This window comes from Streptomyces sp. NPDC054794 (genome assembly GCF_053611585.1).
In genome coordinates this window covers 96,705-109,650 of sequence record NZ_JBSHAQ010000001.1, presented here as the reverse complement: position 1 = coordinate 109,650, position 12,946 = coordinate 96,705, and the positions used below count along the sequence as shown (strand labels likewise).

The window sequence follows — 12,946 nt, the reverse complement described above, 5'->3', positions numbered from 1 at the left end:
CAGCCTCCGAACCGGAATTTTCCCGCTTCTCGCACGTAGTGGTCCGACCACCTCCATGACTAGACTGCGACGCACCCGCTGACTGGAGGAGTGGCGTGGACGAAGCAGCCCCGCAGAAGGGCACGGTGACGCAGCGCGCCATCGAGCAGATCAAGGCGATGATCGGCGAGGGCCGGCTGGAGCCCGGGGAGCGGCTGCCCACCGAGCGCGATCTGGCCGCCCAGCTGGGCATCTCCCGCAGCTCGATGCGCGAGGCGATCCGCGCGCTGACGGTCCTGGGCGTGCTGGAGGCCCGGCACGGGTCCGGGATCTACGTCACGGCGCTCGAAGCGGGTGATCTGCTGGAGACCTTCGGCGTCGTCGCCGATCTGTCCCGGGGCCCCCGTCTGGTGGAGCTGTTGGAGGTGCGCCGGGTCCTGGAGTCCACGGCGACGGCGCTGGCCGCCGCGCGCATCACCCCGGACCGGCTGGCCGAGGTGGAGAAGCATCTGACGGCCATGAACGCCACCGACGACCCCGAGGAGATCCTCGCCCACGATCTGGCCTTCCACCGCGAGATCGCGAACGCCGCGGGCAACGAGACCATGGCGGCCATCCTGGACGGACTGTCTTCGCGCACCTTCCGCGCCCGCGTGTGGCGCGGCTACCAGGAGGAGGGTGCCTTCGCCCGCACCCGCCGCGAACACGCCGCCATCCACCGGGCGTTGGCGGCCCGCGACCCGGAGGCGGCACGGGCGGCGGCGGCCGCGCACGTGGGCGAGGTGGAGGAGTGGCTCAGGGCGCAGCTGGGTTCCTGAGCCGGCTGGTCAGCCTCCCGCCGCGGGCACGGGCGGTTCCGGGCGCTGGGCCTGCGCCTCGGACCAGGCCCGCAGCTCGTTGGTGTGCACCTCCTCGATCACCGTCTGGAGCGCCTGCCGCGCCGCCGCGTCCCGTCCCTCCTCGGGCAGCAGGAGATAGCGATCGACCGCCTGGCGCAGCGTCTCGCGCGCCTGCGCGGCCAGCACCCAGCGCGAGCCGGCCCCGAACAGCTGCCGCATGCCCGTGAAGAAGACGGCGCCGCCCGCGATCAGGGCGGTCAGCCAGGCGGGAGCGCGCAGACCGGCGGCCACGACCGTCACCGAGGTGGTGGCGAGCGCGCCGATCTCGGTGACGTAGTGCAGCCGCCTGGCCCGCTCGCAGGCCGTCGCGTAGAACGTCAACTCCCGCCGCGCGAGCGCCAGCAGGGGATCAGGCTCCGCGGCCCAGGACTGGTCGGGGACCCTTCTTCGTCTCATCGCCACATCATGGTCCCCGCGCCCGCACCGGGCAAAGCGGGGGCGCGGGAGCGGGGCGGGGTCAACTCCGGCGGGCGTGGGACGGGCTCAACTCCGGCGGGCGCGGGGCGGGCTCAACTCCGGCGCGGGCGCGGGACGGGCTCAACTCCGGCGCGGGCGCGGGACGGGCTCAACTCCGGCGGGCGCGGGGCGGGCTCAACTCCGGCGCGGGCGCGGGGCGAATCCAACCCCGACGTGGGCCCACCCCCGACACCGGCACGGGACGGACTCAACCCCGGCACGGCCGCGAGAGGGGCCCAACCCCGACGCACGCGCGAGACGGCCCAACCCCGACACAGGCGCGAGACGGACCCACCCCCAGCACGGGCGCGAGACGGACCCAACCCCAGCACGGGCGCGAGACGGACCCACCCCCAGCACGGGCGCGAGACGGACCCAACCCCGACGCACGCGCGAGACGGACCCAACCCCGACACAGGCGCGAGACGAGCCCAACCCCGACGCAGACGTGAGACCGACCCACCCACCGACGCAGACGCGCGACAGGCTCAACCCCGCTGCAGGCGCAGAGTCATGAGCTCGAACGGGCGCAGCCGTACGGTGACCCGGGCCCCGTCCCACACGAGCGTCGCCTCCCGCTCTCCCGGTCGCTCCAGCAGGTCCGTCGCCGTGACGCCCGTGACCGGGAAGCCCGCCGTGAGCGTGGCAACGGCGCGTCCGCCGTGGGCCTCGTGGAAGCGGACCACCACGTCGCCGCTGCCGTCGTCGGCCAGTTTCACCGCCGTGATCACGACCGCCTCGTTGTCCACGGTGACCAGCGGGGCGACCTCGCGGGCGCCGGGCAGGCGGCGTTCCGGCAGGTTGATCCGCCAGCCCTCGCGGACCGCGTCCCCGATACCCGCCCCGGGGACCAGGGCGTGCCGGAAGCGATGGACGCCCTGGTCGGTCTCGGGGTCGGGGAAGCGGGGGGCACGCAGCAGGGAGACCCGGACCGTGGTGGTCGTACCGCGGTCACCGTCGGTGCGGACGGTGCGGGTGACGTCGTGGCCGTAGGTGGAGTCGTTGACGATCGACACGCCCCAGCCGGGTTCCTCCAGATGGACGAAGCGGTGGTTGCAGGCCTCGAACTTGGCCGCCTCCCAGGAGGTGTTGGTGTGAGTGGGGCGGTGGAAATGCCCGAACTGGGTCTCGGACGCGTACCGTTCGGCGTGCAGGTCGAGCGGGAAGGCCAGCTTGAGGAACTTCTCGGTCTCGTGCCAGTCGACCTCCGTGTCGAGCACCAGCCGCCGCTCGCCCGGCGGCAGCGACAGCACCTGGGTGACGCGCGAGGAGCCGAAGGAGCGGACGATCCGAACCGAGCCGCCGTCCTCGCCGACGCCCAGCTCGTCGAGGTCCGTGAGGTCCGTGACGCTGTTGCGGTAGAAGGCATCGACGTCCCAGGCGTCCCACATGTTCGGGAAGTCGGGGTGGAGTTGGAGGAGGTTCGCGGCCCGGCCGGGGGCCACGGTCTCGCGGCCGGCCCCGATGTCGTACGCCGAGACGACCAGGCCCCGGGCGTCGACGGCGATCCGCAGCAGGCCGTTGTCGAGGACGTGTCCGCCGTCCGGGCGGGGCGACACGGTCGTCGCACCCTGCGCCACCGGTGCGGCCGCGCCGCCCGCCGGTACACCCGCGCGCGGGTGCGGGGCCGCGTTGAAGACGAGAGCGGTCTCGCCCTCACCGGCCAGGGCACGCTGGGCGGCGTCGATGATCGCGCCCAGTTCGGCGGCGAGGCGGTCGTAGGTGGCGCGGGCCTCGCGGTGCACCCAGGCGATGGACGAGCCGGGCAGGATGTCGTGGAACTGGTGCAGCAGGACCGTCTTCCAGATGCGGTCCAACTCCTCGTAGGGGTAGGGGAATTCAGTGCGAACAGTGGCGGTGGCCGCCCACAGTTCGGCCTCGCGCAGGAGGTGTTCGCTGCGGCGGTTGCCCTGCTTGGTCTTCGCCTGGCTGGTGAGGGTGGCGCGGTGGAGTTCGAGGTAGAGCTCGCCGACCCAGACCGGCGGGTGGGGGTATTCGGCCTCGGCCTTCTCGAAGAACGCCTCGGGCGTCTCCCAGCGGACGGTGGCCGAGCCCTCCAGGTCCCGCAGCCGGCCCGCCTTGGCGATCATCTCGCGGGTCGTGCCGCCGCCCCCGTCGCCCCAGCCGGTCGGCGCGAGGGAGTGGCGGGCAGACCCCTTGTCCTTGAAGTTGCGGGCCGCGTGGGCGATTTCCGAGCCGCGCATGGAGCAGTTGTAGGTGTCGACCGGCGGGAAGTGGGTGAAGATCCGAGTGCCGTCGATGCCCTCCCACTGGAAGGTGTGGTGCGGGAACTTGTTGGTCTGGGACCAGGAGATCTTCTGCGTGAGCAGCCACTTCGCGCCCGCGGCCCGGATGATCTGCGGCAGGCCCGCGGCGAAGCCAAAGGTGTCGGGCAGCCAGGCCTCCTGGTTCTCGACGCCGAACTCGTCGAGGAAGAACCGCTTGCCGTGCACGAACTGACGGGCCATCGCCTCCGAGCCCGGCATGTTGGTGTCCGACTCCACCCACATGCCGCCGGCCGGCACGAACCGCCCGTCCGTCACCGCCTTCTTCACCCGCGCCCACACCTCGGGCCGGTGTTCCTTCACCCACGCCCACTGCTGGGCCTGGGACATGGCGAAGACGAACTCGGGCTCGTCCTCCAGGAGCGCGGTCATGTTGGCGGTCGTGCGGGCCACCTTGCGCACGGTCTCGCGCAGCGGCCACAGCCACGCCGAGTCGATGTGCGCGTGCCCGACGGCGCTGACGCGGTGGGCGGAGGGGACGGCGGGCGCGGACAGGACGTCGGTGAGGCAGGACCGGGCCCGCGCCGCCGTCCCGCCCACGTCCTGGAGGTCGATCGCGTCCAGCGCCCGCTCCAGCGCGCGCAGCAGGTCCCAGCGGCGGGCCGAGTCCACCGGCAGCTCGGCCATCAGCTCGCCGAGCACCTCCAGGTCGATCACCAGCTGCCACACGGTCTCGTCGAAGACCGCGAGGTCCATGCGGGTGAGCGTGTACTGGGGCTCGGTGCCCGCGGTCTCCTTGTCGCCCAGCCGTGTGGGCCGGAAGGGGTGGTAGTCGAGGACGACCGGGTTGGAGGCGGCCTCGATGTGCAGCCGCACCCGCTCGCCGCCCTCGACGGGGGCGCCGACGCGGACCCACTGGTTGCGCGGGTTGAGGCCCTTCACCGGGGTGCCGTCGGGGCGGTAGACCAGGCCCTCGCACTGGAAGCCGGGCATGTTCTCGTCGAAGCCGAGGTCCAGGAGGGCCTCGACGGTCTTCCCGGCCCAGGCCTCGGGGACGGTCCCCGTCACCCGGAACCAGCTGGTGCCCCAGGGAGCACCCCACCGGGCGCCCACCTCGATCGGCTCGGGTTCGGCCGCGAGCCCCTCCTCGACCGGTACGGGTTCGCCGGGCGCGTGCCACACGGCCACGTCCAGCGGTACGGACTCGGGGTACACGGCGGGGCGGACGCGTTCGTCGAGGACACGGCGGAGGCGGGCTTCGACCAGGCTGCGGTCGTCATGCATGCGGGGTGCTCCGTTGCTGGGTCGAGGGTGGTTACCAGGTGTGCGTGACGGTCACGGGGGCCGACGCGGTGTAGAGCTCCCCCACCGCCCGCACTTCGAACCGTGCCGCCGACTCGCCCTGCTCGGGCCGGAGTCCGGCGACGAAGTACGCCCGCTGGCAGGTGCCGCCGAGGAAGCGCCGGGTGCCGTCGGGCAGGACGCGGTGCAGCTCGTAATGGCGCACGTCACCGGGAGCGGCGCTCCAGGCGAAGCGCAGGTCGCCGCCGGAGGCGGCGGTGATCCTCGGGTCGGAGGGGGCGGCCGGGGCCGGGGCGGTGTCGCGGACGGCGAGCCCGCCGAGCCGCCAGCGCACGGGACCGTCGGTCGCGGTGAGCCGGACGCCGAGGGCGTGGACGGTGCCGGACAGCCCTGTGAGCCGTACGGTCGACGTCTGCCAGGTGTTGACCGAGTTCACGGGCAGATAGGTGTACGGCGGTGTCGCACCGGCGCCGCTCGGCTCGGCGGTGGCGACGGCGAGCTCGACGTTCACACCTCCAGCGTCGGTGCGATGCGTCAGCTCGACAACCGTGTCGGCGGTGATCGGCAGCCGTGTCGCATACACGTCCAGGACCGCTGGTTGATCCAGTTCACCCTGGACGAGCACGCTGCTGCCGCCCCGCCACGCGTCCGCGAAGTCGAACGTGACCTCCGGCCGCTGCCCCGCCGTCCGCACCGCCCACCGCCGCGACGGCAGCCGGTCCTGGAGTCCGAGGTGGTTCCACGGCAGGTCCGAGGTCACCGCCCCGTCCTCGTACCAGCGCAGCCCGTGCCCGGTGTTGAAGACGCTCGCGAACGGCACGCGCGTCACCGTCGACCGGTCCGCGACCGACACGGCCGGCGCCCGCCAGCCGTCCGTGCCGTCCGGCCGCGACGGGTCCAGCGACCGTCCCGTCCAGAACCGGTCGTCGGCGGCGTGGAAGTCGCCCGGGGTGCGCCCCGCCGGCAGGTGGTTACGTGTCCACTCGGGCCGGTAGAAGCCGATCGAGGTGACGTGCGCCTTCCCGGCCGGCACGATGGCGTCCCAGTTCACGTAGCTGTCCGAGCCGTTCGACTCGACGTCGACGCCCGCCCACAACTCGTAGCGGCTGCGCCCCAGTTGGACGGCCTTCTGGCCCGAGGAGGCGAGGGTGCCCGCGCTCCACCGGAAGTCCACGAACATGTCGTCCGCGGTCTGGAAGAACGCCTGGTTCTGGGAGTTGAGCGCGCCCTGCCAGCTCACCGTCCCGTTCACGGTCATCGCGTCGTACCAGGTCACCCGCTGCCCCTTGGCGGCCGCGAGGGACTTCAGCTCCTTGAGGAAGCCGCGCATGGCGGTGCCGAGCGCGGTGTTGCCGCCGCTCGTCTCGGCGTTCACGAACCACCCGTCGAAGCCGTAGGCGGCGGCCACGGCGACGAGTCGGTCGGCGAGCGGGTAGTGACCGGTGGCGTCCTTCTGGACGAGGTCGCGGGTCCACTGCAGCTGCCCGCCGTACGCGACGGGCGGCAGGAAGATGTTGCCGAGCACGGGTACGCCGTGCCGGTGGGCCGCGTCCACGATCGGCGCGTTGGGGGCGAGGATCAGCCCCTCACCCGCCGAGCCGCCCCAGAAGACCAGTTCGTCGAGGTAGGCCCAGTGGGAGAGCGCGTAGTAGTCGGCGGTGCCCGAGCCCTGGGAGGGGTTGGCGGACGTGGGCCCGAAGGAGACCAGGGCCTGGATGCGGGCCTGCCCGGAGCGGGCCGTGGTGTTGGCCGGGGTCGGGGTGAAACGGGCCGCGAGGGGCACGGTGGCGGCGTTGAGGGCGAGGTCGGCGTCGTCGGCCGGCCGCCAGGCCTTCAGACTGCGCCAGGTGACACCGGTGTCCGGGCTGCCCGCGGGGAACGAGTCCGGGTACCAGTAGGACGCGTACGGCGGGTTCGCGGCGGCGGCGCGCGGGGCCCCGGCGGCCGGCCGGGCAGGTGCCAGGGCGGCGGCGGTGCCGGCGATCAGGACGGTTCGTCTGCTGGGCTTCACGAGCGGGTGCCTCCTTGTGGGGTGGGGAGTACCTGGTCGGGAGTGACGACTTCGGTGATGCCGCGTGCGGCGAGATGGTCCTGGTCGGCCGCGCGCGTGTCGAGGACGGTGGTGGGGCGGGCGCCGTCGGCGGTGAGCCGGAAGAAGGCGTCGAAGACGGGACCACCGGGGGCGCAGCGGGAGCGGTGGGCCGGATCGGCGGGGACGACGAGCGCGGTGGTGCGCGGCGCGGGGGCGTACGCGTTCGTGCGGGCCGCGTCGGCGAGGACCCGGGCGAGGTCCTTGGGCCGCCGGTCGTTGGTCAGCAGGCCGAGCGTGTACTCCAGTTCGGGGAAGTCGGCGAGGGTGCGGGAGACGTCGTGGGAGCACCACCAGGTGATGCCCCACAGGCCGGGGCAGTCCAGGGCGTGGGCGACGGTCGCCTCGGTGAACGCGGCCGCGTGCTCGGCGGGGATCAGCGGGGCGGGGGCGCCGACCTCCTGCAGCCAGACCGGCCGGCGCGGGTCGTCGGCCCAGGCCTTGCAGAGTTCGACGAGGTACGCGGCGTGGTGTTCGGTGGGCACGGCGGTACGGCCGTAGCGCTGCGCGGTGCCGTTGAAGACCCAGGAGTGGACGGCCGTGACGGCGCCGTGCCGGGCGGCCTGGGCCGGGGTGAACGGCATGTCGTCCTGGTACCAGGTCGCGTCGTACTCGGCGTGCAGGTGCAGCTTGCCGGGGGCGCCCTTCTCGCAGGCCGCGAGCATCCGCATCAGCCAGGCGTCGATCTGGTCGGCGGTGGCCCGGTCGGGGTCGGGGTGCGGACCGGCCGAGAACTGGTTGACCTCGTTGCCGAGGGTCAGGCCGAGGAAGCCGGGCCGGTCGGCGAGGGCGGTGGCGAGGGTGTGCAGATAGGCGGCCTGGCCGTCGAGCACCTCCGGGTCGGTGAACAGGTTGCGCCGGTGCCAGGTGCGGGTCCAGGCCGGCAGGAAGTCGAAGCTCGACAGATGGCCCTGGAGCGCGTCCACGCCGACGTCGAGCCCGCGCTCGGCGGCCGCGTCGACGAGCCGGACGAGGTCCTCGACGGCGCGCGGGCGGATCAGGGCGCGGTTGGGCTGGAAGTACGGCCACAGCGGGAAGACCCGGATGTGGTCCAGGCCGAGTGCGGCGATGGAGTCGAGGTCGGCACGTACGGCGTCGAGGTCGAAGTCGAGCCAGTGGTGGAACCACCCTTCGCTGGGGGTGTAGTTGACGCCGAAGCGGACGGCAGCAGGCATGCGGTGTCCTTGGTGACGCTGGGTGGGTTCAGCCCTTGACGGCACCCTCGCCCACGCCGCGGAAGAAGTACCGCTGGAGGCAGGCGAAGAGGGCGATGAGTGGCGCGACGGCGATGACCGTGCCGGCGGCGACGAGCCGTTCGTCATTGGCGAAGGTGCCGTGCAGGTAGTTGAGGCCGATGGTGAGCGTGAACCGGGACGGGTCGCTGAGCACGATGAGCGGCCACAGGAAGTCGTCCCAGGCACCCATGAAGGCGAAGACGGCGACCACGGCGAGGGTCCCCTTCACCGAGGGCAGGGCGATCCGCAGGAAACGCTGCCAGGCGTCGGCGCCGTCGACGAAGGCCGCCTCCTCGATCTCGTAGGGGAGGTTGGCGAAGGCGTTGCGCATCAGCAGGACGTTCATGGCGCCGATCGAGCCGGGCAGGACGACGCCGATGAGCGTGTTGTTCAGGCCGAGTTCACGCATCGTCGTGAACTGGGCGATGACGATGCCCTCGACGGGCACGAGCATCGCGAGGATGAAGGCGAGCGTGGCCGCGCGCCGGCCCCGGTAGCGCAGCCGGGCCAGGGCGTACCCGGCGAGCGCCGAACCCACGCAGTTCGTGGCGACGTTGGCGGTGGCGACCTTGAGCGAGTTGAGGGCGTAGTCCCACACCGGGATGGTGTCCGCGACCCGTTCGTAGTTGTGCAGGGTGGGACGGCTCGGCAGGAACGAGGGCGGGGAGCTGAAGATGTCCTCGGTGGGGCCCTTGAGCGAGGTGGACAGCTGCCACAGGAACGGGCCGACGGTGAGGGCCAGCACGACGAGGAGCAGCGCGTAGCGCAGGACCAGCTCCCAGACGCGTATCCGCCGGCCGTGCTCGTCGGTGACGCGCGCCTCGCCCGGGACGGGGGGCGCCGGGGCGGGTCGTACCTTCTCGACGACGCTCATGACTCCTCCCTCCGGTCGGTGCGCAGGACGAGCAGCATGAGCGCGACCGTCACCACGAAGACGACGACGGACAGGGCGGAGGCGTAGCCGACGCGGCCGGTCAGGCCGGTGCCGGTGCGCTGCACCAGCATGACGAGGGTGGTGTCCTCGCCGGCCGGGCCGCCGCTCGGGCCGGCCATCAGGTACACCTCGGAGAACACCTTGAAGGCGGCCACCGAGGAGAGCGCGGCGACCAGGACCATGGTGGAGCGCACGGCGGGCACGGTGACGGTGAGGAAGCGGCGCACCGGGCCCGCGCCGTCCACCGCGGCGGCCTCGTGCAGTTCGCGGGGCACGTTCGCCAGCGCGGCCAGGTAAATGATCATGTAGTAGCCGAGGCCCTTCCAGACCGTGACGGCCATGGCGCTCAGCAGGAGCAGCCACTGGTCGCTGAGGAAGCCGACCCGGCCGATGCCGACGGCCTCCAGCAGGGAGTTGACCAGGCCGCGTTCGTCGAGCAGCCACACCCAGATGAGGCCGACCACGACGATCGAGGCGACGACCGGGGTGTAGAAGGCGGACCGGAAGAAGGTGATGCCGGGGATGTTCTTCTGGACCAGGAGGGCGAGCAGCAGGGGCAGGATCACCAGCGCCGGGACGACGCCGACGACGTACAGCGAGCTGTTGCGCAGCCCGGTCCAGAACATGTCGTCGTGGAGCAGCTCACGGAAGTTGGCGAGGCCCACGAAGTGACCCGGGATCAGGGTGCGGCGGTCGGTGAGCGAGTTGACCAGCGTGGAGACGAACGGGTAGAGCACGAACACGCCGGTGATCAGCAGCCCCGGGGCGGCGAACAGCCAGGGGCTGGTGGGCAGGTGGCGCCGCACCCGGGTGACGCGGGACATCGCGGGATTCACCATGCCGGGCTCAGCCCTGCTGCTGAAGGAGCCGGTCGCAGGCCTTGACAGCGTTGTCAAGAGCCGTCTTGGGACTCTCCTTGCCCTGCAACGCCCGGGCGACCTCGTTGCGCAGCGCGGTCTTCATCTGCTCGCTGAACAGCACGGGCGTGTAGTTGACCGCGTTCTTCAGGGACTTGGCGGCGGCGATGCGCACCCGTGTCTCGTCGGTGCCGTCCTCCTTGGTGAAGTACGGGTCGTCGAGGGAGCCGGCGGTGCTCGGGAAGATGGCGACCTTCTTGGCGAAGGACATCTGGTTCTCCGCGTCGGTGACGTAGTGCGCGAAGGCGACGGCGGCCGGGGTGTGCTTGGTGCGGGAGTTGACCATCACGCCCATCACGTACATGTTGACGTGGCCGGTGCTGGTGATCTGGTCGGTGATGCCGATGTTCTTGTACAGGTTCGGCGCGTTCTTCTTGAAGTTGCCGAGGTCGAGGGCGCTGCCGGGGTTCATGGCGACGGCCTCGGTGAGGAACTTCTTCCCGGAGGACTCCGGGGTCGCGGTCAGGGCCTGCGTGTCGAGCGCCTTGGCGTCGAACAACTCCTTGTACTTGGTGAGGAGTCGGACGCCCTTCGGGTCGTTGAAGGCGAAGCCGGTGCCCTGTTCGTTCATGAGCGGTACGCCGTAGCGCCCGAAGTCCTCGACGGTGGGCACGTTGGCCAGGGTGGCGACCTTGCCGCCGCTCTGCTTCGCCATCCGCAGGGCGTCGGCGAAGAGTTCGTCGTAGGTCTTCGGGGGCTGGTCGGGGTTGAGCCCCGCCTTCTCGAACAGGGACTTGTTGTAGAAGAGCGGCCCGGTGTTCAGGTACCAGGGGAAGGCGTACGTCCCGCTCATCCCCGGTACCTGGTGGCCGGCCCAAGCCCCTTGGAGGTATTCGGACTTGTACTTTCCGGCCGCCTTGTCCAGGTCGAGGGCGAGACCGGCCTTGGCGAGCGGGGCGAGGAGGTCGGGCGAGACGTTGACGACGTCGGGCAGGGTGCCGCCGGCGGCGTCGGCGCTGAGCTTGTCGGCGTAGCCCTCGGCGGGCTGGTCGATCCACTTCACGTGGGTGCCCGGGTACTTCTTCTCGAAGCCGGCGATCACCCCCTCGAAGTAGTCCTTGAAGTTGGCGCGCAGGTTCCAGGTCTGGAAGGTGATGTCACCCTCGACCTTGCCCGAGGCGTCGGTCGATCCGCCGTCGTCGTCACCGGAGCCGCAGGCGCTCAGCGGCAGCAGGAGGGCGGCGGCCGCGACGGCGGCGAACGTTCTGCGAGTCAGGTGCACGGTGGACGGCTCCTTTGCGAGGAAGGTGGTCGAAGGTGCCGGGCCAGACCTTGCACGCCGTTTCCGGGGCCCGTCAATGGATTCGCCCCAGCTAAATGCATTAGTTGGCCACCTTGCCCTCAAATCCCCTGTTCACAGGCTCACGTACGGACTATTGCCTCGATCGCTAATGCGCTTTAGGTTGGTTGAACTCAAGCGCATTAGTGGATCCCGAAAGGGGACAGGGTGTCGGGCAGACGATCGCCCGCGCGCCGGCCGACGATGAAGGACATCGCGCGCCGCGCCGGGGTCTCCGAGAGCGCGGTCTCCTTCGCGCTCAACGATCGGCCCGGGGTCTCCGAGGCCACCCGGGACCGGGTGCGCCGGGTCGCCGAGCAGCTGGGCTGGCGGCCCAGCACGGCGGCCCGCGCCCTGTCCGGGGAGGGCGCGGCCACGGTCGGCTTCGTCCTGGCGCGCCCGGCGGGCACGCTGGGCGTGGACTCCTTCTTCCTCCAACTCGTCTCGGGCATCCAGGAGGTGCTGGCCGAACGCCATCTGGGTCTGCTGTTCCAGATCGCCCAGGATCTCGACGACGAGTGCGCGGTCTACCGGCGCTGGTGGGCCGAGCACCGGGTGGACGGCGTCCTGGTGGTGGACCCGCGCGCCGACGACCCGCGCCCCGACCTGCTCGACGAACTCGGCCTGCCCGCCGTGGTGATCGGCGGCGCGCCGGACGAGCGCCACCCGGGCCTGTCCACGGTGTGGGCGGACGACGCGGGCGCGATGGCCTCCGTGGTCGACGAGTTGACCGCGCTCGGGCATCGCCGGATCGTGCACATCGCGGGCCTGCCCGACCTCGCGCACACCCAGCGCCGCATCCGCACCCTGCGCGCGGAGGCCGAGCGGCGCGGCCTCACCGAGGTGACCTCCGTGACCACCGACTACTCCGACACGGAGGGCGCGGCCGTCACCCGCCGCGTCCTGCGCCGCTCCCCCGCCCCGACCGCCCTCATCTACGACAACGACGTGATGGCCGTCGCCGGCCTCGCCGCCGCGTCCGAACTCGGCTTCTCCGTACCGGCGGACGTCTCGGTGATCTCCTGGGAGGACTCGGCCCTGTGCCGCATGGTCCAGCCCTGGCTGTCGGCCCTGTCCCGGGACAGCGTGCAGTTCGGCCGCACGGCCGCGACCGAACTGACCGCACTGCTGGACGGCGGCCCGGCCCGAACGGTCCGGGTACCGGTACCGCGGCTGATCGGGCGGGGCAGCACGAGCGTTGCGTGAACCGTGCTGCCCACACACCTCGCCGCGCGCGGTGGCCGTGTCGATGCCGTCGTTGTCGAAGTAGGCGTCGAGCGGGACATGCACCGGGTCGGGGACGGGGGCCCAGGGCCCGTCCCCCTCCCCGGCGCTGTCGGCGGCCCGCGCGCTCGTCGCCGCGGTGAGCGGAAGGGCGGCCGAGGCGGCGACACCCGCCGCGGCACCCAGGACCTGGCGTCTGGGGTACGTACTCATGAGCGGCTCCCATTCATCGGATGTCTGATGATTGGCGGGGCTCGGAGCACTGTCAATGGGGCGTCAGAAGAAGGCAGTTGAGAGATTGATCGGATGACCTGGTGGCCGATCGGCAGCCTCTCGACGCGGCGGGTGCGACCGTGCACAGTTCTCCCTACGTACCGACGAGTACATGGACTGACGAGTACCCCTAG

General features: G+C 71.7%; 9 protein-coding genes. 2 read left to right on the top strand and 7 right to left on the bottom strand.

Translation table 11 applies throughout. The annotated features are described in order from the left end of the window. Positions 1-95 precede the first annotated feature (95 nt). Positions 96-797, top strand: coding sequence for a FadR/GntR family transcriptional regulator (locus tag ACWGKT_RS00490; protein ID WP_356150403.1), 702 nt, complete (start codon positions 96-98; stop codon positions 795-797). 9 nt (positions 798-806) lie between these two features. Here ACWGKT_RS00490 and ACWGKT_RS00485 read toward each other — a convergent pair whose 3' ends face one another. The 7 genes from ACWGKT_RS00485 to ACWGKT_RS00455 all read right to left on the bottom strand — a co-directional run bounded on the left by ACWGKT_RS00485 (position 807) and on the right by ACWGKT_RS00455 (position 11,258). Beyond that, complete coding sequence (locus ACWGKT_RS00485; RefSeq protein WP_453271852.1) at positions 807-1,274, bottom strand: DUF4231 domain-containing protein; 468 nt, start codon at positions 1,272-1,274, stop codon at positions 807-809. Positions 1,275-1,822: 548 nt separating this feature from the next. Beyond that, positions 1,823-4,843, bottom strand: coding sequence for an alpha-mannosidase (locus ACWGKT_RS00480; protein WP_453271851.1), 3,021 nt, complete (start codon positions 4,841-4,843; stop codon positions 1,823-1,825). A gap of 31 nt (positions 4,844-4,874) precedes the next feature. Then, the gene (locus ACWGKT_RS00475) at positions 4,875-6,872 is read right to left on the bottom strand and encodes an endo-beta-N-acetylglucosaminidase (protein WP_453271850.1); all 1,998 of its coding nucleotides are present in this window, start codon (positions 6,870-6,872) and stop codon (positions 4,875-4,877) included. Further along, positions 6,869-8,125, bottom strand: coding sequence for a glycoside hydrolase 5 family protein (locus ACWGKT_RS00470; protein WP_453271849.1), 1,257 nt, complete (start codon positions 8,123-8,125; stop codon positions 6,869-6,871). Before ACWGKT_RS00470 ends, ACWGKT_RS00475 begins: the two co-directional genes overlap by 4 nt. Before the next feature lie 28 nt (positions 8,126-8,153). Beyond that, positions 8,154-9,059: a carbohydrate ABC transporter permease gene (locus ACWGKT_RS00465; protein ID WP_453271848.1), complete on the bottom strand. Its 906-nt coding sequence runs from the start codon at positions 9,057-9,059 to the stop codon at positions 8,154-8,156. Continuing rightward, entirely contained in the window at positions 9,056-9,943 is an 888-nt protein-coding gene (locus ACWGKT_RS00460; protein ID WP_453271847.1) for a carbohydrate ABC transporter permease, read from the bottom strand. The genes ACWGKT_RS00465 and ACWGKT_RS00460 overlap by 4 nt, the downstream gene beginning before the upstream one ends. A 22-nt stretch (positions 9,944-9,965) precedes the next feature. Further along, positions 9,966-11,258, bottom strand: a complete 1,293-nt coding sequence (locus ACWGKT_RS00455; protein ID WP_453271846.1) for an ABC transporter substrate-binding protein — start codon at positions 11,256-11,258, stop codon at positions 9,966-9,968. Between the two features lie 261 nt (positions 11,259-11,519). Here ACWGKT_RS00455 and ACWGKT_RS00450 point away from each other — a divergent pair, with 261 nt between their 5' ends. After that, positions 11,520-12,521 carry a LacI family DNA-binding transcriptional regulator gene (locus tag ACWGKT_RS00450; protein WP_453272079.1) on the top strand — a complete coding sequence of 334 codons (1,002 nt, stop codon included), beginning with the start codon at positions 11,520-11,522 and terminating at the stop codon, positions 12,519-12,521. The last annotated feature ends 425 nt before the right edge of the window (positions 12,522-12,946 follow it).